At 65.3% G+C, this 25741-nt stretch carries 24 protein-coding genes; 15 read left to right on the top strand and 9 right to left on the bottom strand.

All coding sequences use genetic code 11. From position 1 onward, the window contains the following. Positions 1 to 15 precede the first annotated feature (15 nt). Both NG898_RS01565 and NG898_RS01560 read right to left on the bottom strand, forming a co-directional pair. On the bottom strand, positions 16 to 981 hold the full coding sequence (locus NG898_RS01565) for a LysR family transcriptional regulator (protein ID WP_092972698.1): 966 nt from the start codon (positions 979 to 981) through the stop codon (positions 16 to 18). Positions 982 to 1045: 64 nt separating this feature from the next. Next, positions 1046 to 1954, bottom strand: coding sequence for a LysR family transcriptional regulator (locus tag NG898_RS01560; RefSeq protein ID WP_252691598.1), 909 nt, complete (start codon positions 1952 to 1954; stop codon positions 1046 to 1048). Positions 1955 to 2027: 73 nt separating this feature from the next. On the opposite strand from NG898_RS01560, the gene NG898_RS01555 reads away from it, so the two are divergent. Beyond that, on the top strand, positions 2028 to 3584 hold the full coding sequence (locus NG898_RS01555; RefSeq protein ID WP_252690805.1) for an MFS transporter: 1557 nt from the start codon (positions 2028 to 2030) through the stop codon (positions 3582 to 3584). 9 nt (positions 3585 to 3593) lie between these two features. On the opposite strand, the gene NG898_RS01550 is transcribed toward NG898_RS01555, so the two are convergent. Further along, positions 3594 to 4004 carry a DoxX family protein gene (locus tag NG898_RS01550; RefSeq protein WP_252690804.1) on the bottom strand — a complete coding sequence of 137 codons (411 nt, stop codon included), beginning with the start codon at positions 4002 to 4004 and terminating at the stop codon, positions 3594 to 3596. Between the two features lie 34 nt (positions 4005 to 4038). Next, on the bottom strand, positions 4039 to 4923 hold the full coding sequence (locus NG898_RS01545) for a LysR family transcriptional regulator (RefSeq protein ID WP_252690803.1): 885 nt from the start codon (positions 4921 to 4923) through the stop codon (positions 4039 to 4041). Positions 4924 to 5048: 125 nt separating this feature from the next. Between NG898_RS01545 and NG898_RS01540 the strand changes: the two genes are divergently transcribed. From NG898_RS01540 to dapA, 4 genes are all read left to right on the top strand, one after another. Then, positions 5049 to 6677, top strand: a complete 1629-nt coding sequence (locus NG898_RS01540) for a gamma-glutamyltransferase family protein (protein WP_252690802.1) — start codon at positions 5049 to 5051, stop codon at positions 6675 to 6677. Between the two features lie 101 nt (positions 6678 to 6778). Further along, entirely contained in the window at positions 6779 to 8095 is a 1317-nt protein-coding gene (locus tag NG898_RS01535) for an MFS transporter (protein ID WP_252690801.1), read from the top strand. 127 nt (positions 8096 to 8222) lie between these two features. Further along, complete coding sequence (locus NG898_RS01530; protein WP_252690800.1) at positions 8223 to 8570, top strand: hypothetical protein; 348 nt, start codon at positions 8223 to 8225, stop codon at positions 8568 to 8570. A gap of 8 nt (positions 8571 to 8578) precedes the next feature. After that, entirely contained in the window at positions 8579 to 9463 is an 885-nt protein-coding gene (dapA, locus tag NG898_RS01525; protein ID WP_252690799.1) for a 4-hydroxy-tetrahydrodipicolinate synthase, read from the top strand. A gap of 14 nt (positions 9464 to 9477) precedes the next feature. Here dapA and NG898_RS01520 read toward each other — a convergent pair whose 3' ends face one another. Then, on the bottom strand, positions 9478 to 10068 hold the full coding sequence (locus NG898_RS01520; RefSeq protein WP_252690798.1) for a hypothetical protein: 591 nt from the start codon (positions 10066 to 10068) through the stop codon (positions 9478 to 9480). A gap of 318 nt (positions 10069 to 10386) precedes the next feature. Between NG898_RS01520 and ypfJ the strand changes: the two genes are divergently transcribed. Then, entirely contained in the window at positions 10387 to 11268 is an 882-nt protein-coding gene (gene ypfJ, locus NG898_RS01515; protein WP_252690797.1) for a KPN_02809 family neutral zinc metallopeptidase, read from the top strand. 7 nt (positions 11269 to 11275) lie between these two features. Here ypfJ and NG898_RS01510 read toward each other — a convergent pair whose 3' ends face one another. Next, positions 11276 to 12022: an SDR family oxidoreductase gene (locus NG898_RS01510; protein WP_252690796.1), complete on the bottom strand. Its 747-nt coding sequence runs from the start codon at positions 12020 to 12022 to the stop codon at positions 11276 to 11278. Positions 12023 to 12160: 138 nt separating this feature from the next. Here NG898_RS01510 and NG898_RS01505 point away from each other — a divergent pair, with 138 nt between their 5' ends. From NG898_RS01505 to NG898_RS01490, 4 genes are all read left to right on the top strand, one after another. Beyond that, positions 12161 to 13636, top strand: a complete 1476-nt coding sequence (locus tag NG898_RS01505; protein WP_252690795.1) for a DNA-3-methyladenine glycosylase 2 family protein — start codon at positions 12161 to 12163, stop codon at positions 13634 to 13636. A 9-nt stretch (positions 13637 to 13645) separates the two neighbouring features. Continuing rightward, positions 13646 to 14194: a methylated-DNA--[protein]-cysteine S-methyltransferase gene (locus NG898_RS01500; RefSeq protein WP_252690794.1), complete on the top strand. Its 549-nt coding sequence runs from the start codon at positions 13646 to 13648 to the stop codon at positions 14192 to 14194. A 60-nt stretch (positions 14195 to 14254) separates the two neighbouring features. After that, positions 14255 to 15187, top strand: a complete 933-nt coding sequence (locus NG898_RS01495; protein WP_252690793.1) for a DMT family transporter — start codon at positions 14255 to 14257, stop codon at positions 15185 to 15187. A gap of 547 nt (positions 15188 to 15734) precedes the next feature. After that, positions 15735 to 17045, top strand: coding sequence for a HipA N-terminal domain-containing protein (locus NG898_RS01490; protein WP_252690792.1), 1311 nt, complete (start codon positions 15735 to 15737; stop codon positions 17043 to 17045). A gap of 31 nt (positions 17046 to 17076) precedes the next feature. Here NG898_RS01490 and NG898_RS01485 read toward each other — a convergent pair whose 3' ends face one another. Then, entirely contained in the window at positions 17077 to 17352 is a 276-nt protein-coding gene (locus tag NG898_RS01485) for a hypothetical protein (protein WP_024974928.1), read from the bottom strand. 224 nt (positions 17353 to 17576) lie between these two features. Between NG898_RS01485 and NG898_RS01480 the strand changes: the two genes are divergently transcribed. Beyond that, positions 17577 to 18992 carry a M20 family metallopeptidase gene (locus tag NG898_RS01480; protein WP_252690791.1) on the top strand — a complete coding sequence of 472 codons (1416 nt, stop codon included), beginning with the start codon at positions 17577 to 17579 and terminating at the stop codon, positions 18990 to 18992. A 75-nt stretch (positions 18993 to 19067) separates the two neighbouring features. After that, complete coding sequence (locus tag NG898_RS01475; protein ID WP_252690790.1) at positions 19068 to 19889, top strand: transporter substrate-binding domain-containing protein; 822 nt, start codon at positions 19068 to 19070, stop codon at positions 19887 to 19889. A gap of 15 nt (positions 19890 to 19904) precedes the next feature. Here the strand turns inward: NG898_RS01475 and tet are convergent, their stop codons facing one another. Together tet and NG898_RS01465 are read right to left on the bottom strand one after the other, a co-directional pair. Beyond that, positions 19905 to 21086, bottom strand: a complete 1182-nt coding sequence (gene tet, locus NG898_RS01470) for a Tet(A)/Tet(B)/Tet(C) family tetracycline efflux MFS transporter (protein WP_252690789.1) — start codon at positions 21084 to 21086, stop codon at positions 19905 to 19907. 120 nt (positions 21087 to 21206) lie between these two features. Next, positions 21207 to 22013: a hypothetical protein gene (locus NG898_RS01465; RefSeq protein ID WP_252690788.1), complete on the bottom strand. Its 807-nt coding sequence runs from the start codon at positions 22011 to 22013 to the stop codon at positions 21207 to 21209. A gap of 407 nt (positions 22014 to 22420) precedes the next feature. Here NG898_RS01465 and NG898_RS01460 point away from each other — a divergent pair, with 407 nt between their 5' ends. From NG898_RS01460 to NG898_RS01450, 3 genes are all read left to right on the top strand, one after another. Continuing rightward, positions 22421 to 22693, top strand: coding sequence for a hypothetical protein (locus NG898_RS01460; protein WP_252690787.1), 273 nt, complete (start codon positions 22421 to 22423; stop codon positions 22691 to 22693). 274 nt (positions 22694 to 22967) lie between these two features. Next, positions 22968 to 24176: a cyclic di-GMP phosphodiesterase gene (locus tag NG898_RS01455; RefSeq protein WP_252690786.1), complete on the top strand. Its 1209-nt coding sequence runs from the start codon at positions 22968 to 22970 to the stop codon at positions 24174 to 24176. After that, positions 24158 to 25714, top strand: a complete 1557-nt coding sequence (locus NG898_RS01450) for an ABC transporter permease/substrate-binding protein (protein WP_252690785.1) — start codon at positions 24158 to 24160, stop codon at positions 25712 to 25714. Before NG898_RS01455 ends, NG898_RS01450 begins: the two co-directional genes overlap by 19 nt. The last annotated feature ends 27 nt before the right edge of the window (positions 25715 to 25741 follow it).

The raw sequence follows: 25741 nt of genomic DNA, 5'->3' as shown, positions 1-25741 counted from the left end.
GTCAGCGCAAGCCGGTTAGTCCGCCGCGTCGCTGTCAGGTTCTGTGGGCTTGAGCACAAATGCTGTCGGCTCGACACGTTGGGGCAGCTCATCGGACAGCGCACGCGCGGCCTCGGCAAAGCATTGCACGAGGCTATCCGCCAGCGATGACGGCGCATGATGCTCGGCACGCATGGCGCGCACGTCAAACGTCTGCGCCGGCTCCAGCGCGAACAGCGCGATGCGCTCCATGCTGCCGGTGGCGGCGGTGAACTGATCGAGCATCGTCACGCCGAGCGACTCCTCCACCAGTGAACGCGCCAACGAATACGTCTGCACTTCCAGCGTCGACTGCGGCGCCAGACCGCCACGTGCCAGCGTCTGCCCGACCAGCGAGCCCAGCGAGATCTGGTCTTCCAATCCGATGAAAGGCTTTTCGGCAACGAGCTTGTGCAGCGCGCGGCCATCCGTCTTGCCGCCGACCCAGGCGCGCGGTGTGGCAAGCAGGATGCGGCCCTGCGCGACCGGCGTGGTGCTGATGGCCGGATGCACGGGCGGCGCAAAGGCAAAGCCGACGTCGATGTCCTGCGAGAGCAAACCCTGCACGATCTCGGCCGTGTGGTGCGTGAACACGCGCACCAGCGTATCGGGATGCCGCTGCGAGAAACGCCGCACCGCAGGTGCCAGGATGCTCGGGGCCAGGCTGGGCGTTGCCGCCACTCGCAAGCGCCCCGCCCCCTTGTGGCGCAAATTGGCCGACACGCGCCGCACGCGCTCGACCTCTTGGTACAGCCGCTCGACTTCGCTGAACAGTTCGAACGCCTCGGCGGTGGGCTGCAGGCGCCCCTTGGTGCGGTCGAACAGGCGGAAGCCGAGTTGCAGCTCGGTGTGCTGAAGCACGCGCGTCACCACGGGTTGCGACACGTTCAGCATGCGCGCCGCCTCGCTGACGGTCCCGACCAGCATCACGGCGCGGAAGACTTCAATCTGGCGCAGACGCATGGCCGCCGGTCCTCACAATCCGAATAGGGAAGCGCCGATTGTGACATCCAGCGCCGGTTTTCGGCTAGGCGGGCGCGGGTGTGGCGGAAACGCCCTCCGCTTCCAGCGCATCCAGAAACACGCGCACCTTGCGCGGCACCAGCTTGCGGGCGGGCATCAGCGCGTAGACGCGCAGCGCGGTCAGCTCGAAATCGGGCAGTACGCGTACGAGCCGGCCGGCCGCAACTTCCGTATCGCCCACGGAGCGGGCCATGCGCGCCACGCCCAGGCCACGCACGGCGGCGCGGGCGCGCATTTCGGCATTCAAGGTCTGCAGGCGCGGCTGGATCGGGACTTCGATGGGCTCGACCGCGGGCTCGCCAACGGGGCGGAAGGCCCAGCTTGCGTCGTCGGGGCCGGACAGGCACGGCCAGCCGGCAAGGTCAGCGGGCGTCTTGAGCGGCGGGCGTTCCGCCAGCAAGGCCGGCGACGCATACAAACCGCGCGGGATCAGCACCACGCGACGCGCGACAAGCGACGAATCCGGCAACACCTGATCGACCATCACGAAGACGATGTCGTAGCCGCTGGCGAGCAGGTCGGGCTGCTCCCACGAGATGTGCACCTGAATTTGCAGATGCGGGTATTTCTCGAGCGTGCGGCACACAGGTTCGGTCAGGTGCTGCGCACCGACTTCGTACGGCGCGGCGATGCGCAGCGTGCCGGCCACGGTTTCGCTGGCTGCGGTGGTGTCGGCGTGCACTTCGCGCAGACGCTCGAACAACGGCGCGATGTCGTCGTAGAAGTGCGAGCCCGCTTCGGTCAGCCGCAATTGGCGCGTGGTGCGCGTCATGAGCCGCACGCCCAGCCCGGCCTCCAGCCGTGATACGGCGGCGCTGGCGGTCGATTTGGGGATGCCCAGCGCCTCGGCGGCGGCGGTGAAGCTGCCGGCCTCCACCACACGGCAGAAGGTTTCCCAGTCGTTCCACTCCATTGTTCGCATGACTGGACAGTGTTCCTAGAGTTGGCCGTTTATCCGGCTGGCGGGCAAGTTTATGCTCGGGCACATGTCGCTGCAAATCCTCAAACCCGCGTCTCTGCGGGCGTTTCCCCACTTTTCTTCGGCGCGCGTCCACGCATTTGGGCTGGCGTTGGGCCTCTCCACAGGCCTCGATTTTGTCTCTTCGCAGATGTTCGCCGTGGCGGGCCAGCACATCCAGGGCGGTGTGCACGCGAGCCCCGAGGCGTATCTGTACGCCGTCACAGCGTATGCCGTGGCGGCCGTGGTCGCCAACCTCGCCATCGGCCGCATTGCCGCGCACGTGGGCTATCGGATGTATTCGCTGGTGGGCATCGTGCTGTTCGCCATCGGCTGCGTGGTGTGCACCCAATCCAACAACATCGGCGAACTGGTCATCGGGCGGTCCATCCAGGGCCTGGGCGCGGGCGGCTTGTTTTCGGCGTCGCGCATTCTGGTGCAGCTCACGACCGAACCCGATGAGCGCATTCCTCCAATGCTGATGTTCAGCGTCGGCCTGTTCGGACTGACCACCATTGCGCCGTGGATCTGCGCCGAGGTGCTGGAATACAGCGAATGGCGCGTGATTTTCTGGATCGAACTGGCGCTGGCCGGCGTCGCATGGGTGGCGATGTTCCTCCTCCCGCCCGAACACCATCAGCCGCGCACACGCGCTGCACGCCGCCCTGATGAAGCGCCGCCCGAAGACAGCCAGTGGGATTGGGTTGGCGTGGGTGCCATGGCTATTGGCGCGCTCTCGTTTCTGATGGGCCTGTCGGAGCTGCGCTACAGCCGGCTCACGGCCTCGCCTTTGATTCCGCTGTTGTTGCTGGGCGGTGCGGCTTCGCTGCTGCTGGCCATCCACCGCCTGCGCACGCACCCGGACCCTTGGCTCGATCTCTCACGCCTGAACGGCCGCCGCTACCTGTGGGGCATCGGTTTCTACGGCATCTATTACTTGATGAGCGGGTACTGGTCGTACCTGTTTCCGGCGGTGTCGCAAGGCGGCCTGGGCTTTACGTTCCGCACGACCACGCTGTTCCTGATGATCAGCGGGGCAGTGTCAACGGTGGTGGCCGTGGTCATGACGGTCTGGTTGCCGTTCTTCTTCCGCAAGCGCCGTTTCATTGCCATCGGCTTTGCGGTGTACGCCGCAGCAGCGCTGCTGCTGGCGACAAGCCTGATGCCGGGTGCGCCGGACTATGCGTTCTTCCCCGTATCGGTCCTGGAAGGCATCACGCCGGGCGCGGTGATGATCCAGGTGGCGATGATGACCTACCTGGACCTGGACCGCGAAGACTTCGCCCACGGCTACCAGATGAAGAACATCACCCGCCAGTTCGCCACGGCAGTGGGCACGGGGCTGGCGGCGGTATCGCTGCAGACCCAGCAGGCGGAATCGCGCTCGCTGATCGTGGCGCACGTCACGCGCTTCACGGCAGACCTGCAGGCCGCCAACCCGCTCACGCCAGAGCGCCTGGCAAGCTTGTCCGCCGAAATTGATCGGCAAGCCACGCTGCTGGCCGGTACGCAGCTATTCAGCTGGTTTGCGGTGGCGTGCGGCGTGTTTGCCGTACTGGTGTTGGTGCAGCGGTCATTGCGCTGAGCGCGCGCATCACGACTTCTGCACCGCGTATCTCCCGGGCCCTGTCGCGGCCAGCAGGAACAGCCCGCCCATGATGCTCAGGTTCTTGTAGAACTGGATCTTGTTGGCGGCTTCCATGGCGCCTTGCATATCCCAGTAGGAATGGGCGATGAACGACGTACCGAGCACGAACAGCGCCATCAGAAGGGCCAGCGGCCGCGTCCACAGGCCAATGAGCAAGGCGATGCCCACGCCAAACTCCATAACCACGGCAACCGCAGCGGCCACCATCGGCAGGGGTGCACCCGTGCTCGTCATGTAGCCGACCGTGCCTTGGAAGCCTGTCAGCTTGCCCCATCCGGACATCACGAACAGCACCATCATCAGGATGCGGGCGAGCAGGATCAATTCGTCGCGCCAGCGTTGAATGAATGCGTCCATCGCGGCCTCCGGAGCCAGTTGTGGTGGCTCCAGTCTAGGCGCTGGAATTGCCAAGTGTGGTTTCGAGCGCATCGAGTACCGCCTGAATCACACCGTGCCGCACATGCTCTTTTCGCTCGATCATGCCGACGGCGCGCACGGGCGTCTGCGGCGGCATGGGCAGCACGCGCAAGGCGGGATCGCTCTCCCAGCTCGCCCGGCGCAGGCGCGGCACCAGCGTCACCCCCACCTGCTGGCGCACCAGCTCGACAATCGCCTCGATTGAATTGACTTCGATGAATTCATTGACCGCCATGTGCGTCTTGCGTAGGGCACGGTCGATCAGCGCTCCGGTGCGCACCGCGCGGTCGAAGCGCAAAAACGGATGGGTGCGCAGAACTTCCTCGGCGCGGCCCCGCGTATGGCGGCCCGCTACCACCACCAGGGGCTCGGTATAGAGCGGATGCCAAGCAAGATTGGCAGGCAGGCGCTCCAGGTGTTCGACCACCAGCGCGCCATCCAGCTCGCCGGCTTCCACCTGGTCCGCCAGCTCACCCGATTTGCCGGTAATGAGCTTGACGTCCAGCCCCTTGTGCACCTGCTTGAGCCCCGCCACCGCATGTGCCAACGATCCCATCACCGACACCACCGCGCCAATCGCCACGGCCCCGGAGAGCTCCGTCTGCGGCTCGTCGCCGATGCGCATGGCGTCGTACAGGCCCAGCAGGTGCTCGGCTTGCGGCAACAGCGCGCGGCCGTGCGCATTCAGCGTGACAGTGCGCCCCGACCGGTCAAACAGATCACGGCGCAGTTCGGTTTCCAGCGTACGCATCTGCAGGCTCACCGCGGCCTGCGTCAGTGCAACGCGCTCGGCGGCGGCGGCAAACGAGCCATGGCGTGCCACGGCAACAAAGGTGCGGAGGAAGCGGACGGTGCTCATGGAAAGGCGCGTCGGATTCTCAAGTTTTTCTTAAGCAGCACCCAATGAATTTTAACTTTATTAAATCCAGCGCACCGCAAATAATCATTCGTCAAACATTCCCCGCTTAGTCGCGCTTGAGCCCCATGTCCCACCGCTTCGATTGGCAAAACCCGTATCCCACCGTGCGCATTCCGCTGTTTGCGCGCAACGTTGTATCCACGTCTCACCCGTTGGCCGCACAGGCCGGGCTGCGCATGCTGCTCGCGGGCGGCAGCGCCGTGGATGCCGCCATCGCGGCGGCGGCCATGCTGACCGTGGTCGAGCCCGTCTCGTGCGGTCTCGGCAGCGATGCATTCGCCATCTTGTGGGACGGCAAGGCGCTGCACGGCCTGAACGCCTCCGGCACCGCGCCGCAGGCCTGGAACCTCGACTACTTCCGCAAGAAATACGGCGAAGACGCCAACGGCAACCCCAAGCGCCCCACGCGCGGTTGGGACGCGGTGACCGTACCCGGCGCCATCTCCGCCTGGGCCGCATTGCACGAGCGCTTTGGCAAGCTGCCATTTGCCGATGTGCTGGAACCCGCCGCCGAGATTGCCGAGCGCGGCCACACCATCGCGCCCATCGTTGCACACAAATGGGCGGCGGCCATTCCCGAGCTGCACAACCAGCCCGGCTACGCGCAGGCCTTCATGCCGCACGGCCGCGCACCGGAAGTGGGCGAAAAGTTCAAATTGCCGGACGCAGCCGCCACGCTGCGGCGCCTTGGCCAGACCGACGGCCGCGATTTCTACGAAGGCGAACTCGCTGAACGAATTGCCGCGTACTCGCGCGAATGCGGCGGCGGCATGACCGCACAAGACCTGCGCGACTATCGCCCCGAATGGGTCAAGCCGATCACCAAGCGCTATCGCGGCTACGACCTGCACGAGATCCCGCCGAATGGTCAGGGCATCGCCGCGCTCATTGCGCTGGGTATTCTGGATCGCTTCGACCTCAGCGCCCTGCCCGTCGACTCGGCGGATTCTCAGCATCTGCAGATTGAAGCGATGAAGCTGGCGTTTGCCGATCTGTACAAATACGTGGCCGACCCGCGCTCGATGGAAGTCACGCCCGAGCAGATGCTCGACGACGCGTACCTCGATGCGCGAGCCAAGCTCATCGACATGGGCCGCGCGCAGATGCCGACCTTCGGCATGCCGCGCGCCGGCGGCACGGTGTACCTCACGGCCGCGGACGAGAACGGCATGATGGTCTCGTTCATCCAGTCCAACTACATGGGCTTCGGCTCGGGGGTGGTGGTGCCCGGCACAGGCATCAGCCTGCAGAACCGTGGCTTCGGATTCTCGATGGATGCGCGCTCGGCCAACGTGGTGGAAGGCGGCAAGCGGCCGTTCCACACGATCATTCCCGCGTTCCTGACCAAGGATGGCCAGCCGCAAATGAGCTTTGGCGTGATGGGCGGCGACATGCAGCCGCAAGGCCACCTGCAGACGCTCGTGCGCATGCTCGATTACAAGCAGCAGCCCCAGGCCGCGTGCGATGCACCGCGCTGGAAGGTCAACCGGGATTTCACGCTCGACGTGGAAGGCACGATGAACGCCAAGACCGTCGCCGCGCTGGAAGCGCGCGGGCACAAGCTTGAATCGGTGGCCGATCCGTACATGGATTTCGGCTCCGGCCAGTTCATCTGGCGCCTGTCGGACGACGCCGACCACGGCTACGTGGCGGCCAGCGACAGCCGCCGCGACGGCCACGCGGTGGGCTTCTAGAAAAGCCCGCCGCACCAGCGCGCTGACCCGTCGGACCGGGCGGGCAACGCGCTGCAGTTCCCATAAAAACGATCCCAGCCGGCACCAAAGGAACCCTCATCATGACCGCCCCCTCTGCGGCAGGCACTGCTGCGCCTGCTCGGCCCGCAACAACGAGTGCAGCACATGCACGCCGCATCGTCATTTCGTCGTCGATCGGCAATGCGCTGGAGTGGTACGACTTTCTCGTCTATGGCTTCTTCGCATCGATCATCGGCAAGCTGTTCTTTCCGGCCGATGACGAATGGGTCTCTCTGCTGTTTGCGGTGGGCAGCTTTGGCGTGTCGTTCATCACGCGGCCGGTGGGCGCGATCGTGCTTGGCATGTATGCCGACAGGAAGGGGCGCAAGGCGGCACTCACGCTGTCGATCCTGCTGATGATTGTCGGCACGCTGGTGATTGCCGTGATGCCGAGCTACCAGAAAATCGGCATCGTGGCGCCCATCACCATCCTGCTTGCACGCCTGGTGCAGGGCTTTGCGGTGGGTGGAGAATTCGGCAGCGCAACGGCCTTCATGGTCGAGCACAGCACGCGTGGGCGCGGCTACTACGCAAGCTGGCAATTCGCCAGCCAGGGCATTGCCACCATTCTTGCGGCGGGGCTGGGGGCGTTGCTCACGGCATCGCTCTCGCCGGCCGAACTGGAGGGCTGGGGCTGGCGGTTGCCGTTCATCTTCGGTCTGCTGGTCGGCCCGGTGGGTTTCTACATCCGCCGCCATCTGGATGAGACACCCGAGTTCGTTGCCGAACAGAAGAAGACGACGGTCGACCCGCAAGCCTCATTCAAAGCGCAGTGGACGAACCTGCTGCTTGCGGTGGGCGTGGTGGCTCAATCAACTGTGTCGGTGTATGTGCTGCAGCTCTACATGCCTACGTACGCAGTCAAGCAGTTGCATCTGCCGGCGGCGCAGTCGTTCGCGGTGGTGGTGCTCAACGGCGGGCTGCAGTTTTTGCTCTCGCCGGTGATGGGCGCGCTGTCGAATCGCATTGGCCGCATCCGCATCATGCTCACCACATCGGTGCTGATGATCCTGCTGATCTATCCGATGTTTGCGCTGTTGCGCGCGTATCCGACCATCGGCGCGCTGCTGGCGCTGCAAGCCGTGTCGGGCATCTTCAAGGCCGCGTATTCGGGCCCGATGCCGGCATTGATGTCGGAGATCTTTCCCACGCGCGTGCGCTCGACTGGCCTGTCGCTCGGCTACAGCCTGGGCGTCACGCTGTTCGGTGGGTTCGCGCCGTTTATCGTCACGTGGCTGATCCACACCACGGGCGATACGCTGGCGCCGAGCTACTACGTGCTGACCGCGGCTGCGGTAAGCGGCATCTCGCTGACGGTCATCGCGCTGGGGCGTCGCAGGCAAGCGCACGCGGGCTGAGCATTTACGCTTTCTTTACGCAGCGTCACGCCCCTTTTTCACGCTTTTTACGAGCGAATCGATACGGTGTCGTCATGTTCAACGATATGGCGACGCGGGCCGTCGCCAACTCATCATGGCGCGATCGATGCTCCTGTCTTCGCTGGTTCCGCAATTGCTGCCGCCTTCGCCGGCGACCGTGCCTCGCGCGGTTGCCCTGCCGGCACGCCAATACGTGTGCCTGCGCGTGACGGTACCCGGCGATGCGCCGCATGCAATTCGCCGGCAGTTGCATGCGCTGCTTGGCGACACGCTCGGGCTGTACATCGTCCGGCATGACGCTCGCCGCAAGGCAATCACCGTTGATTTGGAATTGGCCCATGCAGATGTGGATGCGGTAATTGGCGCGCTGCTGCGTGGCCTGCCCTGTGCCACGCTGGGCCGCATCACGCCGCTGTGCATGTCGCGCGGGCGCGCGATCGCGTCGCTGCACTGAGGCGAGCCATGTTCTCGGGAATCTGGATTCCGCTGGTCACACCGTTTCACCGCGATCGCGTCGACACCGCCGCACTGCGTCGATTGGTGCGCCATTACCAAAGCGCCGGTGTGTCCGGTTTCGTCGCACTCGGCACGACAGGCGAAGCCGCGCTGCTCTCGCAAATCGAGCGCTATACCGTGCTGGAAGCCATCGCCGACGCTTGCGACGATCGCACGCCCTTCCTGATAGGCGTGGGCGCGGCCGACACGCGCGAAGTCTGCGCGCAAATCCGACACTACGAGCGTTGGAACAGCGCGGGCTACCTGGTGCCGCCGCCTTACTACGTCTGCCCGTCACAGGCGGGATTGCGCTGGCATTACGCACAAGTCGCCGCCAGCACGACCCGCCCGGTCGTGCTCTACAACGTACCCAAGCGCACGGGCGTCTCGATCGCGCCGCAGACCGCGCTGGTACTGGCCGAGCAAGCCAACATCGTCGCCATCAAGGAGTGTGTGGCCGAGCATTTCGGCGCGTTGCAAGGCGGGCCGCTGGATGTGTTGAGCGGAGATGACGGCGCGCTGCTCGATTGCCTGGCGCATGGCGGCACGGGCGGCATCCTGGCCGGTGCGCATCTGCGGCCTGAGCTATTCGTGGCACTTGTGGCGCACCACCGCGCGGGTCGCATTGACGAGGCCCGGCACTTGGCCGATGCACTGGCTCCGCTGGCTGCGCTGCTGTTTGCGGAGCCAAACCCGGCGCCGGTCAAGGCATTGTTGTCGGCGCCGGGAAGCATTGGCGCAGATACGCGCGCGCCGATTCTGCCGGTATCGGAATCGCTGCACCGCCGCCTCGTGGCAGCGATGCACGCGTTGGAAAACGTCGATGCGGATTGCCCGCTGCGACAGGTCTAGAGAGCGACGTCCGATCAGGCGCCCTTGTACCAAGCTGCATTGAACGGCGCGCCGTGGCGCGAGTAACGCGTGCCGCGATGATGACGGCGCACGTTGGCAGGTGCCGGCGCGTCGTTGTCTTCCAGGGTCTCGCGTTCGGCCACCGTGCGGGCACGCGGCTGCTGCACTTGCGAATACACACGTTGTTCCATCCGATCACGCGCTGCCGCAACGCGGTCGGGCGATGCGGGTTGCGTGGCAGTTTCTGCGGGCGCAGGCGCCACTGCCGACGCTGGCGTGGCTGCGTTGGCAGGCCCGGCAGCCATGGCAACGCTCATCGCATCACCGGCCTGGGCGGCCGTCGGCGTGTGGCCGGCAAGGCTCTTCACCCAGGGCGCGTGGTACATCCCAACGTAGATGGCGCCGGTCACGGCAATCAACGCGGCAGCAACACTGCTGAATGCACCGCCGACTACGGCACCCGACACGCGCTCCCACCAGGGCTTGCGCTCTGCGTCGGCCTGTTCCACATCCGACACCTCGGTCGGATCAACATGGGTGGCAGCCAGATGCGACGACTCTGCGGCGTCTGGTGGTTGAGCAGTGATTGAAGCAGGCAAGCGCATGGTAAGAACTCGAAATAATGGATCGGCAGCGTCATCTGCTACCGAACGTTATTCGGGAACCGCCGCATGTCATCTGTGTGACAGCCGGACGGAGGATGAGCAGCCTTGGTTAGCAAGTTTCCTGCCGGGCTTTGTGCGATGCCGCAAATCGCCGCCAGCCCTTGTCAATGCTTGCACCGGATCTGCGTGCAGACGATTCGGCAGCGCGGCGGCATGCCCGTACGTACGCACAGCAGGTAGACTTTGCAAAGTTTACCGGGTGTGACGCCCGGGCTGACCCTGCCCTACTAGCCTCACAGGCCTCTCAAGGAGAACATCGTGCGTTGGGATGACATGCGCGAAAGCAATAACGTCGAGGATGAGCGCGCCTCCTCTGGCGGCGGCTTCGGCGGCGGCATGCGGCTGGGCATCGGCGGCATCGCAATCGTGGCCGTCGTGGGCTTGCTGATGGGCAAGAACCCGCTGGAAATCCTCAGCATGGTGATGCAGGTATCGCAGAACGCGCCGACGCAATCCGCGCAGCACAGTCCTGCCCGCCCCACCGGCGAGACCGACAACGACCGCAGCAAGCAATTGGTTTCGCACGTGCTGGGCGACACCGAAGACACCTGGACGCAACTGTTCAAGCAAGCCGGGCGCGCATACCAGCCGCCCAAGCTCGTGCTCTTCCGCCAGGGCATCCGCTCAGGCTGCGGCGACGCCACTTCGGCCGTTGGCCCGTTCTATTGCCCGGCCGACACCAAGGTCTACCTTGACCTCGGCTTCTTCGATGAACTGCGCCGCAAGTTTGGCGCCCCGGGCGACTTTGCTGCCGCGTACGTCGTCGCGCACGAGGTCGGCCATCATGTGCAGAACCTGCTGGGCGTGTCGGAGAAGGTCAGTCGCGCACAAGCCGGTAAATCACCGGCTGCAGCCAATGCGCTCTCGGTCAAGCTGGAGCTGCAGGCCGATTGCCTGGCCGGCGTGTGGGGCCACTTTGCGCAGCAACGCGGCCTGCTGGAGCGCGGCGACCTGGAGCAGGCGCTGACCGCCGCGCACGCCATCGGCGACGACACGCTGCAGCGCAACGCCGGCCGCAGCGTCACGCCAGACGCCTTCACGCACGGCACGTCTGAGCAGCGCATGCACTGGTTCCGCCAGGGCTTCGATGGCGGCGACCTTCGCCAGTGCGATACCTTCCGATCCGGAGCGAATGCCTGATCGCCGATCAGCGCCCGCCCGAACAATCCAGCAGCGCGCCCGTCACGTAAGACGCCGCATCGGAGAGCAGCCAGACGATGGTCTCGGCCACTTCCTGCGGCGTGCCGGGCCGGCCGATCGGCGTGGCGCCGCCCAGGCGCTGCGCGCGATCGGGCTGGCCGCCTGAGGCGTGAATATCGGTCTCGATCAAACCGGGGCGCACGGCATTGACGCGCACGCCATCGCGCCCGAGTTCACGCGCCAACCCTAGCGTCATGGTGTCGACGGCACCCTTGGAGGCGGCGTAGTCGACATATTCGTGCGGCGACCCCAGCCGCGATGCCGCCGACGACACATTCACCAACGAACCGCCCGCGCCGCCTCGCGACGTCGACAGCCGCCGCGCCGCCTCGCGTGCCACCAAGAAGGCACCCAGCACGTTGGTCTCGAACATCGTGCGCAGCCGGTGCGTGGTCATGTCGGCCACGTCCTGAGCCTCCGCCACGATGCCGGCGTTGTTGACCACGCCATGCAGCGCGCCAAAGCGCCCCGTCGCGGCCTCGAATAGCGCGATCACATCTTCATCGCTCGACACATCGCCCTGCACCGCCAGCGCGTGGCCGCCCGCCTGTTCGATCAGCCCCACCGTCTCTTCCGCCGCCTGCCGGTTGCCGCGATATTGCAGCGCGACAGACCAGCCGCGTTGGCCACACAGCACCGCCGTGGCGCGGCCGATACCCCGGCTCCCGCCGGTAATGACGATGGTCTTGGACATGCCGATCTCCCGATGTGTTGTTGTGTCCGCAATTGTGCCGAGATGCCGCGTTTTTGGCATCGAGGGATGTGTCCGAATCCGGCGAACCCATGCGACTCGACAGGGCTAGACTAGCTGCCAAGTCACCCGATCACTACCATGCATCTCGACCACAACGCCTGCTACCACGCCGTGCAATCGCGGGACCGTCGCTTTGACGGCTGGTTCTTCGTCGGTGTGACATCCACCGGCGTATATTGCCGCCCCGTTTGCGCCGTCCGCACGCCGCTGGAGAAGAACTGCCGCTTCTTCACCACGGCAGCCGCAGCGGAGCGCGCGGGCTTTCGGCCGTGCCTGCGCTGCCGGCCGGAACTGGCGCCGGGGCACAGCCTGGCCGAGATGTCGTCGAGCCTCGCGCGCGCCGCCGCCCGCATGATCGACGAAGGCTTTCTGCAAGAGCACGACTTGGCCGCGCTGGCTGCAGCCGTGGGCGTAACCGACCGCCACTTGCGCCGCATCTTCCGCGCCGAGTTCGACGTCTCGCCGATCGAGTACGCGCAAACGCAGCGCCTGCTGCTGGCCAAACAGCTGCTGACCGATACCGCCATGCCCGTCGGCGATGTCGCCTTTGCGGCCGGCTTCGGGAGCGTGCGCAGGCTGAACAGCGGTTTTACCGAGCACTACGGCTTTGCGCCCACGCGCCTGCGCTCGCGCACGACGGCACCGCGCGCCGAAGACGGCCCCACGCTCATGCTGGGCTACCGTCCGCCGTTTGCGTGGCAGGCATTGCTCGAATTCTTGCGCGCCCGTGCGATCGATGGCGTCGAGGTGGTCGACGCCGACAGCTACGCACGCACGATCACGGTCGACTACGCCGGCGCGCGGCACATCGGCTGGCTTCACGCGCGCAATGTGCCGCAACGCCATGCGGTGGCGCTCACGCTGTCGCCTAGCCTGCTGCACGCCATGCCGCCCGTTCTGGCCCGCGCGCGACGGCTGTTCGACCTCGATTGCCGGCCCGATCTGGTGGACGCGCACCTAGGCACGCTGGCCGCCGAAACACCAGGCCTGCGGGTGCCGGGCGCCGTGGACGGCTTTGAGATTGCCGTGCGTGCCATCGCCGGGCAGGTCATTTCGCTGGTGCAGGCGCGGCGCATTCTCGGGCGCATGACTGCCGTGTATGGCGTGCCGTTGCCGCAATCGCGCGAAGGGCTGTCGATGGCGTTTCCGAGCGCTGCCGCACTGGCAAAAATTGATGCGCAAGCGCTGTCGGCGCAGACCGGTCTGCAAGCCAGCCGCGCCGCCGCCGTCGTCGAGCTGGCCCGCGCCATCGATAGCGGGAGCCTGCGGCTCGAACCGCTGGTGCCGCTCGCGCCCACGCTGGCTGCCTTGCAAGCGCTGCCGGGTGTCGGCGAGTGGACAGCGCAATACGTCGCCATGCGCGCGCTGGGCTGGCCGAACGCATTTCCCCTGGGCGATTACGTCCTGCGCAAACGCCTCGCCAACGGCGACGGCGCGCTTCCTACGCGCCGAGCCATGGTCGAGCGCGCAGAACCGTGGGCGCCGTGGCGCGCATATGCCGCCATGCATCTCTGGCACCGCGAGGATGCGCTCACCCAACCCGCTTCGCATTGACCGACCGCCATGTACCGCCACACCTTTGCCTGCCCGCTCGGCGATCTGCTGTTGACCGCGACCGACACTCACCTGACCGGCGCGTTCTTTCCCGGCCAGAAGACGATTCCCGTGCAGGCCGCGCGCATGTCGCCGGGCGCGGAGGTGCCAGTCATCCGCGAGGCACAGGCGCAGTTCACCGCGTACTTTGCCGGCAAGCTGCATGACTTCGATCTGCCGATGGCACCCCGGGGCACGCCGTTTCAGCAAGACGTCTGGCGCCTGCTGTGCGACATCGCATTCGGCAGTCGTACCACGTACGGGCAGATCACCGCGCGCCTGGGGCTCACGCGCGAACATGCGCGCGCGGTGGGCACGGCCGTGGGCCGCAACCCGATCTCGATCGCCATCCCGTGCCACCGTGTGGTCGGCGCGGATGGCGCGCTCACGGGCTATGCCGGCGGCTTGCCGCGCAAGGCCGAGCTGCTGCGGCTCGAAGGACATCCCGCACAGGTTGGCGAACGTCTTCCCATGGCCGACGACGACCGCCAAGGCACGCTGGCACTGCTGCCTGCATAAAACCCAAATCGCGCGGACAATGCGCGCACAGCACCCCAACAACGATAACGAGACCCCTTCATGCGCCGCTCCGACGTGCTCGAACTCCTCACCCTGGCTGCCCTATGGGGCGGCTCCTTCCTGTTCATGCGTGTGGCAGCGCCGCCTTTCGGGCCCGTTGCGCTCATTGCGCTGCGCGTGGCGATTGCTTCGTGCTTTCTCGTCCCAATGCTCACCTTGCGCGGCGGCATGGGCGCGCTGCGCACGCACTGGCCGCATCTGCTGGCCGTGGGCGTGCTGAATTCGGCCATCCCGTTCTGCCTGTTCGCCTATGCCGAACTCACGCTCACGGCGGGCTTCACCTCGGTGCTCAATGCGGCGGCCCCCTTGTTTGCGGCCATCGTCGCTTTCACCTGGCTGGGCGAGCGGATGTCGTCGCTGCGCGTGCTTGGATTGGCGATCGGCTTTATCGGCGTCATCGTGTTGGTGGGCGGATCGTCTGTCATCGACGCAAAACAAGGCGGCGTGGCGGTAGCCGCAGCGCTGTCGGCCACCGTGCTGTACGGCGTGGCCAGCAGCTACACCAAGCGCTTCCTGACGGGCGTGCCGCCGCTGGCCGTGGCGACCGGCAGCCAATTGGCCGCCGCCATCGTGCTCGCGCCGCTGGCCTACTGGTTGTGGCCCGCGCAGACGCCCACCGGCAGCGTGTGGTTGCACGTCATCGCCTTGGGCATCGCATGCACGGGCGTCGCTTACATCCTCTTCTTCCGCCTTGTCGCGCACGTGGGGCCGACGCGCGCAGTGTCGGTCACCTTCCTGATCCCGGTGTTTGGCGTGCTGTGGGGCATCCTGTTCCTGGGGGAGCAGCTGACGCTCAATATGCTGATCGGCTGCGCGGTGATCCTGCTCGGCACGTCGCTGTCGACCGGTGTGTTCGCACCCGGGAAAAAAGCCCATGCAAATGCGGGGACCGTGGCAAAGGAAAAGGATCCGCTTCTGCGTTCCGGCCGCTGAGTAGCCGCGTTGATCGTGCCCCGGTGGTCGGGGCACTGCCCGGATCGATCAAAACCCATTGAAGCTGGCGCTTAAATCCGTAGCTGATTTCATAAGCAATGCAGTTATGCCCTCCTCGCCCTCACATTGCGAAGGAATTTCCCGTCGATTCCTGCCGCGCGACAAAGCGTTGGCACCACTGCGATAAATCGTCGATTTGTAATGAATACCCTGTCGCTTCGGACCCTGTGAAATTTATTCAATGGCGTCAACATTGGCTCTCCAGCTCGATTTAAAAAATCTGCAAAACTGAAGTAGACAGCTGAAACATCGGCCAGCGCGCACTCGATCTTAACGATCCGATAATCCGATTTGAGAAACTTGCATCATCGAAATCGAATTTCCGTGCGCGTTGCGCAGATTTTCTTTGTTATGCTCGCCATCGGTCGATGAGGGGCGTGCAAGGGAATGGCATATTTGCTGCAAAGCAGCCGAATTCCCAATTGCCGGCGGGTTCTCCGCTGCACAGCCGACTAAGCACGCTCCATCAAATACGTTGGATACGCGCATGCTGGACGTCTACCTGAATAAGCACCTGATCGGTCAGCTATCGTGCGGCCGCAGCGGTTGGGCGTTCGAATACGATTCTCGCTGGCAGGCTTCGTCGCAGGGCTTTGATCTGAGCCCGCACCTGCCACGCACCGCCGGCAATATCGCCGACACGGCAAAAGCCCAGCCGGTACGCTACTTCTTTGAATACCTGCTGCCCGAACCGGCACGCAACACGCCCAAGGCTGCTGCCGCGGCGCTGGAGCATCTCGCCCAAGCGGCGCCGCATCTGGATGGCCCGCTGGCCCTGGTGCCCGCCGGCCTCAAACCATGCAGCGGCCGCGCCGACGGGCTGTCCGAGCGCGATCTCGTGCTGCAGTTCCAGCAAACCGTCGGACGGCCACCCCGCAGCACGCCGCTGCATGTGGCCGAACCTCGCGCGCGCTACGGCACCGACGCTGCCGCGACGTCCGAAGAAATCAGCCTGCCCTTCCTGTCCTCAAACGGCCTGCCGGTATCGATGTGGCTCGGCCGGTTTTCCGCACCGGCCAATGCCGCGCAATCGAGCCACTTTGTTCGGCTGGATCTGGGCGAAGGCGCGCACTTGCCGTACGCCACCATCAACCACTGCTGGGCGACGCTACTGGGCCGCAGCATCGGGCTGGACACGCCGTTCATCGGTCTGCGCCAGTTTCCCGAAACAGCCGCCGTGGTGCAGCGCCTTGATCGCACCCTGCGCTGCAAGAGCGACGATACGGCGCTGGTGCAGGCACGCTATGTCGTCTCGGCGGTGCAATTGCTGGGGCTCTCACCCAAACACCGCTTCCTGCCGATTACCGTCGAGCAGGTCGCGCAATGCGCGAGCCTGTGCGCGGACCCGGCTTCCGCCACGGCCGCGCTATTCCGCTGGATGGTGTTCTGCCTGCTGATCGGCGGGCGCAATGCGTCAGCCGGCACACTGCACTTCCACATCGGTGCGGACGGCGTCCGCCTTGCGGCGCACGACCACCTCTTCTGCGCGGCGGTTTACGCCAACGAATGGAATGCCGATGAACTGGCGCCGGACGCACAAGCGCGCTATGAGGCCATCGACCAGGACGCCCTGCTCGCCCTGGCCGATCACCTCGGCTACGACGCCAGCCAGGCGCGCCGCGAGTTGCTGCGACTGATCAGCATGCTGGCGCCGCAGTCTTCATTCGTGGCGACGCATCTGTCTCAGGCGCTCGGGCATTCGCCGACACGCGCGGCGGAGATCGATTTCCTCGCGCGCATCCACCGCCATGTGTCCGAAACGGCACGGCGGCTGGGCGGCAAGACTGCCGAAGTCTGAGCTGAAGCGCGAGGCTGGCGCCCCAACAAACTTAGAGCGCAGCCAGGCTGACCGTGCCATAGCGGGCGTAGCCGTGCGCGGCCAGCGTATCCATGGCCTCAGCCTCGGCGCGGGCAAATGTCAGCGCGAGCGTATCGGGGCTTCCTGCCCCGCTGGCGAAGGCCTGGTAGGCCGCGAACGCCTCGCGCGGCGACACGCCGCTGCGTTCAAGCACCCGCTGCGCGGCCTCGAGCGCAGCACGAATCGCCGTCTCCCCAGGCGGGGCATCGCGAAACGCTAGCTGTAGACAAGACGTCGTCGGATTCATCCGCGTTTCGATGTTCGATTCACTGGAACAGCACACCTGACCCAGTCTAGGAAAGCGCCTACCGAGTGCCAAGCGTGGCGCTCGCCCCTGAGCGTGTTCCACCCATCGCGAATGATCGACCTCGGGATGCCCCCGGGTGCACATGCCGTGAATCGCGTTGCATAATCGAATCGATTGACGAAGCAACGACTTTGTTGGCGCCGCCACTACGACAGGAGACATCGATGATCACGCCCCCCATTCGGTTGAAACGCACCGCAGTTGCTTGGCTGCTGGCCAGTGCAGCCTTGCCGGCCGTCGCGCAGATTCCGTTCAGCCCTGGCGGCGCGTCATCCACGCCTGCACAGGCTGCGGGCGCCACGGCCGGCGGGATCGACGTGGCGCAGATCAAACCGGCCGTGGACGCGGCGGTCAACGCGGAATACGGTCAGCTCGACCTGCTCTACAAAGACATCCACGCGCATCCGGAGCTGGCGTTCCAGGAAACGCGCACGGCCGCCAAGCTGGCCGAGCAGATGCGCAAGATCGGCTTTGACGTGACCGAGCACGTCGGCAAGACCGGCGTGGTGGCTGTCTATCGCAACGGCGCCGGCCCGACGATCCTGGTGCGCACTGAACTCGATGCGCTGCCGATGGAAGAGAAAACCGGTCTGCCCTACGCCAGCCACGTCCACACGAAATGGCGCGGCGAAGACGTGGGCGTGGCGCATAGCTGCGGGCACGACGTGCACATGGCGTCGTGGGTCGGCACGGCCAAGACGTTGGTCTCGCTCAAGGACCGCTGGCACGGCACGCTGGTGTTCGTCGCGCAACCTGCCGAAGAAACCGTATCGGGCGCGCAAAGCATGATCGACGACGGCTTCTTCAAGCGTTTCCCCAAGCCCGACTATGCGTTTGCGCTGCATACGGGCCCGGGGCCGTACGGTTCAATCGTCTTCAACAGCGGGCCGATCACGTCCAACTCCGACGGGCTGGAAATTACGTTCAAAGGCCGCGGCGGCCATGGCTCTGCACCCGACAAGACCATCGACCCGGTAATGATGGCTGCGCGCTTCGTGGTCGATCTGCAAAGCGTGATCAGCCGAGAGAAAGATCCGCAGGAATTTGGCGTGGTGAGCATCGGGGCCATCCAGGGCGGCAGCGCCGAGAACATCATCCCTGACAGCGTGCTGCTGCGCGGCACGATTCGCTCATACAAGCCCGCGGTGCGTCAGAAGATGCTCGACGGCATCCGCCGCACGGCCAAGGCCGTCACCGAGATGTCGGGTGCGCCGGACGCCGACATCAAGATCACGGAGGGTGGCAAGGCGGTCAACAACGACCCGACCGTCGTTGCGCGCACCGAGGCGATGTTCAAGACCGCCTTTGGCAACGACCGCGTGCTGCGCGTGCCGCCCATCACGGCCAGCGAAGATTTCTCGGCGTTTGTTGACGCGGGCATCCCGTCAATGTTCTTCTTCATCGGCGTGAATGATCCACAGACGTTCTTTGCCTCGCTCAAGCCGGGCGCCAAGCCGCTGCCGACCAATCATTCGCCGCTGTTCGCGCCCGTGCCGGAGCCGTCCATCAAGACGGGGGTGACGGCGATGTCGCTGGCGGTGCTCAATGCGCTGCAATGGAACAAGGCGTCGGGCCAGTAAGCCGGCGTTGATATGGGCGCGGCCCGTCTTGGCTGCCGAAGCGGCCGCGCTTTTGATTTTTCCGGAGGGGATTCCATGTTGAACCGTTTCATCCGCACGAGCGCCCTGCTGCTGTGCGCCTGCGCCGCGGCACCCGCCCTGGCGCAAACCACGCCTGCCAACCCGGCCACCAACCGTCTCGACGAAATCATCGCGCGTGGCACGTTGCGCGTCGGCACCACCGGCGACTACAAGCCCTTTACCTACAAAAACCCCGCCGATGGCCGCTTTATCGGCCTGGACGTCGAGATGGGCGAGCGGCTGGCCAAGGCACTTGGCGTGAAGCTGGAAATCGTGCCGACCACGTGGTCGACGCTGATGCAGGACTTTGCGGCTGACCGCTACGACATCGCCATGAGCGGGGTGTCGGTCACGCTGGAGCGGCAAAAGAAGGCGTTCTATTCGATTCCGTATCAGCGGGATGGCAAGACGCCGATCACGCGTTGCGAGAACCAGTCGAAATACCAGACGCTGGCGCAAATCGACCAGCCCAATGTGCGCGCAGTGGTGAACCCGGGCGGCACGAACGAGAAATTCGCTCGCGAGCACCTGAAGCAGGCGCAGATTCGCGTCTATCCGGACAACGTGACGATCTTCAACGAGATCGTCGCTGGCCGTGCAGACCTGATGATGACCGACGCGGTGGAAACCAAGCTGCAGCAGAAGCTGCACCCGGAGCTGTGCGCCGTGCACCCCGAAGCGCCGTTCGATTTCTCTGAGAAGGCCTACTTGCTGCCACGCGACGTGGTGTTCAAGAACTTCGTCGACCAGTGGCTACGGCAGACCACCGAGAGCGGTGAGTTCGCCAAGCGCTTTGATGCGTGGCTGGCGTATCCGTGGAATACACCGGCCAAGTAAGCGGCGTGAGCCGTGCTATGCCCGTGCGGCGCGCCTGGCAGCGCCGCCCATCAGCAGCACGAGGCACACGCCGTTAAGCAGCGCGCCAAGCAGCCAGACCGTGCCGGGCCACACCGGCGCGGTCATCGAATACACCGCTGTGGCCGCCAGCGGGCCGATCATGGCGGCCACACTGGCGAGGCTGGCCAGCGCGCCCTGCAACTCGCCCTGCTCATGGTCACCGACCTGGCGCGAGAGCATGGCCTGCAGGGCCGGCATGCCAATCTCGGCCATGCAGAGCAGCACCATCGTCGGATAGACCATCCAGCCGGCGCTGATCCAGGCCATCGCCGCAAACCCGGCCACATCCATCATCACGCTCAGCACCACGGCGCGGCGCTCGCCAAGCGCACGTGAAATCGGCCCGGTCATGAAGGCCTGCGCCAGCGCATGCATCAGCCCATAAGCCGCCAATGACAAACCTGCGGCGCGCGTGTCCCAACCGAAATGCGCCTCGCCGTGAATGACCCACAGCGTTTGCGGAATCTGCCCGACGATTTCGATGATCGCCAGCACAGCCAGCAACGGCAACAGCGTCGGCACACGAGCCACTCGGCGTAGCGACTGCACCGGCAGCAGCGCGCGCCACGCAAACGGCGCACGTTCGGCGCGGCGCGACTCCGGCAATGCGAAGCAGGCAACCAGGAAATTGACGCCATTGAGCGCCGCCGCCAGCAGGAACGGCGCGCGCAGCCACCAGTCGCCCAGCAGCCCGCCCAACGCCGGCCCAGCGATGAACCCCAGGCCGAAGCACGCGTTCATCAGCCCGTACCGGCGCGCGCGATCGGCCGGCGCTGTGATGTCGGCGACGTACGCTGTCGCCACCGCATAGTTGGCCCCGGTAATGCCCGCCACCAGGCGGCCGACGTACAGCACCCACGCGTGCGGCGACAGTGCCATGAGGAGGTAATCGACCGCCGCGCCCGCCAACGACACGAGCAGCACCGGCCGGCGCCCGTAACGATCGGCCAGGGCGCCCAGGATCGGCGCAAAGACAAATTGCATCGCCGCGTACGCCGCGATGAGCAGGCCGAATTCGAATGCGATATCGCCCGTGTGGTCCAACTCGCGCAACAGGCTCGGCAGGATGGGCAGAATCAGCCCGACGCCCATGGCATCAAGCGTCAGCGTGAAGAGGATGACGGCAAAGGCAGGCATGCGAATGCGCCGCGAGCCCGTCGGGCGGCGGCGCTTCGAAAAACAGGAAGCCGAGATGATGCCGTGGAAGTGCGCGCCTTGCAGCGTCGCGCGGCGCTCAGGCGAAAGCCGCTGGCAAGCTTAGTGGAGGTTGGCCGGATCGCCGTGTTGCAAGGCCAGCGCGTCGCGCAGCAATGCGTCGGTCATGTCGCGGCCCAGGAGCGCCGGGTTGAAACGCGCCGAAAAACGCGTCGAGCAGGATTCCACTTGCAGCACCACCTGGCCCGGCGGCAGCAGTTCGATGTCGACGTGGATGACCTCGTCATCTTCGGTAAAGGAATGCAGCAGCGTCAGCGCGCGATAGCCGTCGGCGCGTTCCACAGCGGATTCCGTCCAGGACGGCGCCAGCAGCGCGCAATTGACCAGCGTTTCAGGCTCGTCAGGGCGATACAGATGCAGGCCCATCATGGTCGAAGCGGCGTCGGCCACGCCGGACCATTCGGCGGCAGGAATCAGATCCCCCAGCAGGCGGATGTCGTCGACCGCGGCGGCGGTCTGCACAAAGGCGGCGCCCAGGAAGAACGCGGTCTCGTCGCGGAAACCACCCGCCACGGTGTTGCGCCACAGGCGGTGGCTGCTCTTGCTGCCGAGCGCCACTTGCGACAGCACCTTGGCCGCACGCGCGCCGTCGGCGCCCGACCACTGCTCCACCGCGCCGTGCGAGAACAGGCGATCGGCCATCACCAGACCCACGCCTTCGGGCAGCACGCGCTCTTTCAGCCAGTTGGCCAGGACGTGCACACCGCTGAACGGCATGTCCGGACGCCCGATCGCATGCGCTCGCACGCGGCCGTTTTCCGGCACATGGAACGGCATGGCAAACAGCCTCGCCTGATAAGCGACGCCGTCGATCTCAAAACGGGCGATGGAAGCGGTGGTGATGGACATGATGGCCTTCCTGCTGCAAGGGGCGGAAAACGCCGCCCGTACCTGCATCAACGACCATCCACGCCGAATGTTTAGCCGCCACATTGGGAGGTCGAGGGGAGGGGAATCCCCATGTCTGTAATGCGACGCAACAATCGGGGACTGCAGCGCAGGAATTTTTTCCCGCGCCAGCCGTCACACCTTCGCATTAAGGGTTATCCCGCATCTCATATTTTCATTTCAATTCAATGACTTATGTGCAGATTGCGGTGCTTGAAGGGCCACAATTGTTCTTCTTTTTTGAACAAAGAGTTTAATAGAACTGCTTTTTTACCCTACGAGCAACGACTAAGCTTATGCCATCGCGTTACCGCACCGCAGCGAAACTGCCCTGCGGCAATGCTCACCCCCCTGTTGTGGAGTCCATCATGAAGACCAAGAACCTGATTCTCGCCTCGCTGATCGCTGTTGCCGCTGTTCCCGCTTTCGCTGCCGGCGTGCAAAGCAAAGACCCGTACACCAACGGCCAAGCCGTGACCAAGGCTGATCCGTATACCGATGGCGCCCGCAAGGCTGACGTCTACACCGACGGCGCCGTGCGCAAGGCTGACCCGTACACCGATGGCGCGCTGCGCAAGGCCGATCCGTACACCGACGGCGCCCTGGTCGGCAAGGCTGACCCGTTCAGCGACGGCCAATAAGTCGTCCATCCGCTGTTCGCATCACCCGTATCACTCTCCCTCCCCGATGCCGGAGCCCTCGTTGGCGCCGGTACCGGCTTACTGAAGCGGCCTTTGTGGCCGCTTTTTTTTCGGCTACACCCGCAGAGTTCACATGGCGAGCCCGGACTTTTCCCCCCTCAAGGCCGCGGCCGCACGTCCGATAAAAGAGAATGCATCCATTGGCGGGCAGCCTTTCCTTGAACCCGTTGCGCAAAAACCGTGCTTCGCCACGGACTGATCTCTGAACATCAACATGCGCAAGCGCATCGCCATCGAACACCTGCGGGTGGGCATGTACCTCGACGAATTTGTCGGCTCGTGGCTGGACCACCCGTTCTGGCGGGCCCGTTTTCGCGTGGAAGACGCCACCCAATTGCAGCGCCTGCGTGCCAGCGGCGTACGTGAGGTGTGGATCGACACCACGCGCGGCACCGACGTGGCCGCCGCCAATGCAGCGCCTGGCGCGCCTGAAGTTCTGGCACCGCCCTCCTGCTCGGCCGACGCCAATATCGCGCCACGCCCGATCACGTATGCGGAAGAAATGCGCCACGCCGCTCGCCTCATCTGCAAAGCCGAGGTGGCCGTGCAGGCCATGTTTGCCGACGCGCGCATGGGCCGCACGATCGAAGCGCGCGACGCACTGCCGTTGGTGGAAGCCATTTCGGGCTCCGTCGACCGCCACCCGAGCGCGCTGACAAGCCTGGTGCGCCTGAAAACCAAAGACCGCTACACCTTCCTGCATTCCGTAGCGGTATGCGCGCTGATGGTGTCGCTGGGCCGCCAGTTGGGGCTGTCCGATGACGAAGTCCGCGATGCGGGCCTGGCCGGCCTGCTGCATGACATCGGCAAGATCGCGATTCCGCCCGAGGTGTTGAACAAGCCCGGCGCGCTGACCGATGCTGAATTCCGTCACGTGATCGTCCACCCGCAGGCAGGACACGACATCCTGGCCGGCGACAGCAGCATGCGCGACATCGCGCTCGACGTTTGCCTGCACCATCACGAGCGCATGGACGGCACCGGTTATCCGCACAAGCTCGCGGGCGAAGGCATCTCGCTGTTTGCGCGCATGGGCGCCATCTGCGACGTATACGACGCGGTCACGTCCGACCGGCCGTACAAGAAAGCATGGGAAGCCGCCTACGCGGTGCAGCGCATGGTCGAATGGCGCGGCAACCATTTCGACCCGATGGTGTTCAACGCGTTTGTCAAAAGCGTGGGCATCTATCCGGTGGGCTCGCTCGTGCGGCTGCGTTCGGGCCGGCTGGCGGTGGTCGTGCAGCATGCGCCCGGCGCGCTGCTCACGCCCACGGTCAAGGTATTCTTCTCAATATCGTCGGGCACGCGGATTGCGCCCGAACTCATCGATCTGGCGCAGACTGGCGACCAGATCGTCTCGCGAGAAGAACCCCGCGACTGGGGCCTGACCGACCTCAACGAACTTTGGATACACGGCGACTGATCCGTAGTTCCCTCCTGTGGCGCTTGCTGGCATGGCTTGCGCTGGGCTGGCTGACGTGCAGCGCATCGGCCTTCGCTGACCCATCACTGCGGATCGGCTCCAAACGCTTCACCGAGTCGTACGTGCTGGGCGAGATCCTCACGCAGACCGCAACCCCGCACGGCCCGGCCGAACACGTACCGGGTCTAGGCAATACCGCCATCGTCTTTGCCGCGCTCAAGAACGGCAGCATCGACGTCTACCCCGATTACCTCGGCACCATCGCCGCCGAAATCCTGCATTTGCCCCCCGAGCAGGCTGCCAACCCCGATCAGGCCGCGCTGCTGGCCGACGTAAACCGTGGCCTGGCGCCGATGGGCCTGGCGGCCGGCGTGCCTCTCGGCTTTGAAGACACCTACGCGCTGGCCATGCGCGACGCCGATGCCGAACGCGAGCACATCCGCACGCTGGCCGATCTGGCGACGCACCCAGCGCTACGGCTTGGCCTATCGCACGAATTTCTCGGCCGCGCCGACGGCTGGCCGGCCATTGCTCAGCATTACAAGCTACCGCAACACCCGACGGGCCTCGACCATGGCGTCGCCTACGACGCGCTGCGCGCGAGCCAGGTCGACGTGATCGACATCTATTCCACCGATGCCAAGATCCGCCGCGAACACCTGCGTGTGCTCGACGACCCTGCACACGTCTTCCCGCGCTACGACGCCGTGCTGCTGTACCGCGCCGACGTTGCGCAACGACACCCGGCCCAATGGCAGGCCATCAGCGCACTCGCTGGGCGCATCCAGCGCGACGACATGGTGGCGATGAACGCGGCGGTTGAACTCGAAGGCCAGTCGTTCTCGCAAGCCGCGCGGCAGTTTCTCGCTGGGCATGGCAGTACGCCGGCCGCGACGCCGGCTCATGCATTCCTCACCCGGCTGACGGACGGCCTCGGACGGCTCACGCAACGACATCTCATGCTGGTGGGTATTTCGACGGGCGTTGCCGTGCTGCTGGGCGTGCCGCTCGGCCTCATGGCCGCGCGTCGCCGGATCAAGCAGCCGATCCTTGCCGTCGTGGGCGTGCTGCAGACGATTCCGTCGCTGGCCTTGCTCGCGATGCTCATTCCCATCGTCGGATCGATTGGCGTGGTGCCGGCGCTGATTGCGCTGGCGGTCTATGCGCTGCTGCCCATCGTGCGGAACACGATCGTCGGGCTGGAACAGGTGCCCGACGGCCTGCGCGATGCAGCCTTGGCGTTGGGGTTCACGCCGTCGCAACGCACGCGCGTGGTGGATCTGCCGCTGGCGCTGCCGGTCATCCTGGCCGGCGTCAAAACCGCCGCGGTGATCAGCGTGGGTACGGCGACCATCGCAGCATTCATCGGCGCCGGCGGCTACGGCGAACGCATCGCCACCGGGCTCGCACTCAACGACAGTGCAACGCTGCTCGCGGGCGCCATCCCCGCCGCGGTGCTGGCGCTGCTTGTGCAGGGCGCGTTCGAGGTGGCCGAATGGTGGCTGCGCCGACACGGCAGCGACGCCCCGCTCCGCTGACGAGCGTGCGCATGGGCGTTCCATTAC

Source organism: Ralstonia mojiangensis (assembly GCF_023955645.1).
Classification (GTDB): Bacteria; Pseudomonadota; Gammaproteobacteria; order Burkholderiales; family Burkholderiaceae; genus Ralstonia; species Ralstonia mojiangensis.
This window is presented reverse-complemented; position numbering and strand designations above follow the sequence as displayed.

Coding starts and splice junctions, on each gene's coding strand:
- NG898_RS01565 (WP_092972698.1), bottom strand. CDS start 981: ATGCGTCTGCGCCAGATTGAAGTCTTCCGCGCCGTGATGCTGGTCGGG.
- NG898_RS01560 (WP_252691598.1), bottom strand. CDS start 1,954: ATGGAGTGGAACGACTGGGAAACCTTCTGCCGTGTGGTGGAGGCCGGC.
- NG898_RS01555 (WP_252690805.1), top strand. CDS start 2,028: ATGTCGCTGCAAATCCTCAAACCCGCGTCTCTGCGGGCGTTTCCCCAC.
- NG898_RS01550 (WP_252690804.1), bottom strand. CDS start 4,004: ATGGACGCATTCATTCAACGCTGGCGCGACGAATTGATCCTGCTCGCC.
- NG898_RS01545 (WP_252690803.1), bottom strand. CDS start 4,923: ATGAGCACCGTCCGCTTCCTCCGCACCTTTGTTGCCGTGGCACGCCAT.
- NG898_RS01540 (WP_252690802.1), top strand. CDS start 5,049: ATGTCCCACCGCTTCGATTGGCAAAACCCGTATCCCACCGTGCGCATT.
- NG898_RS01535 (WP_252690801.1), top strand. CDS start 6,779: ATGACCGCCCCCTCTGCGGCAGGCACTGCTGCGCCTGCTCGGCCCGCA.
- NG898_RS01530 (WP_252690800.1), top strand. CDS start 8,223: ATGCTCCTGTCTTCGCTGGTTCCGCAATTGCTGCCGCCTTCGCCGGCG.
- dapA (WP_252690799.1), top strand. CDS start 8,579: ATGTTCTCGGGAATCTGGATTCCGCTGGTCACACCGTTTCACCGCGAT.
- NG898_RS01520 (WP_252690798.1), bottom strand. CDS start 10,068: ATGCGCTTGCCTGCTTCAATCACTGCTCAACCACCAGACGCCGCAGAG.
- NG898_RS01510 (WP_252690796.1), bottom strand. CDS start 12,022: ATGTCCAAGACCATCGTCATTACCGGCGGGAGCCGGGGTATCGGCCGC.
- NG898_RS01505 (WP_252690795.1), top strand. CDS start 12,161: ATGCATCTCGACCACAACGCCTGCTACCACGCCGTGCAATCGCGGGAC.
- NG898_RS01500 (WP_252690794.1), top strand. CDS start 13,646: ATGTACCGCCACACCTTTGCCTGCCCGCTCGGCGATCTGCTGTTGACC.
- NG898_RS01495 (WP_252690793.1), top strand. CDS start 14,255: ATGCGCCGCTCCGACGTGCTCGAACTCCTCACCCTGGCTGCCCTATGG.
- NG898_RS01490 (WP_252690792.1), top strand. CDS start 15,735: ATGCTGGACGTCTACCTGAATAAGCACCTGATCGGTCAGCTATCGTGC.
- NG898_RS01485 (WP_024974928.1), bottom strand. CDS start 17,352: ATGAATCCGACGACGTCTTGTCTACAGCTAGCGTTTCGCGATGCCCCG.
- NG898_RS01480 (WP_252690791.1), top strand. CDS start 17,577: ATGATCACGCCCCCCATTCGGTTGAAACGCACCGCAGTTGCTTGGCTG.
- NG898_RS01475 (WP_252690790.1), top strand. CDS start 19,068: ATGTTGAACCGTTTCATCCGCACGAGCGCCCTGCTGCTGTGCGCCTGC.
- tet (WP_252690789.1), bottom strand. CDS start 21,086: ATGCCTGCCTTTGCCGTCATCCTCTTCACGCTGACGCTTGATGCCATG.
- NG898_RS01465 (WP_252690788.1), bottom strand. CDS start 22,013: ATGTCCATCACCACCGCTTCCATCGCCCGTTTTGAGATCGACGGCGTC.
- NG898_RS01460 (WP_252690787.1), top strand. CDS start 22,421: ATGAAGACCAAGAACCTGATTCTCGCCTCGCTGATCGCTGTTGCCGCT.
- NG898_RS01455 (WP_252690786.1), top strand. CDS start 22,968: ATGCGCAAGCGCATCGCCATCGAACACCTGCGGGTGGGCATGTACCTC.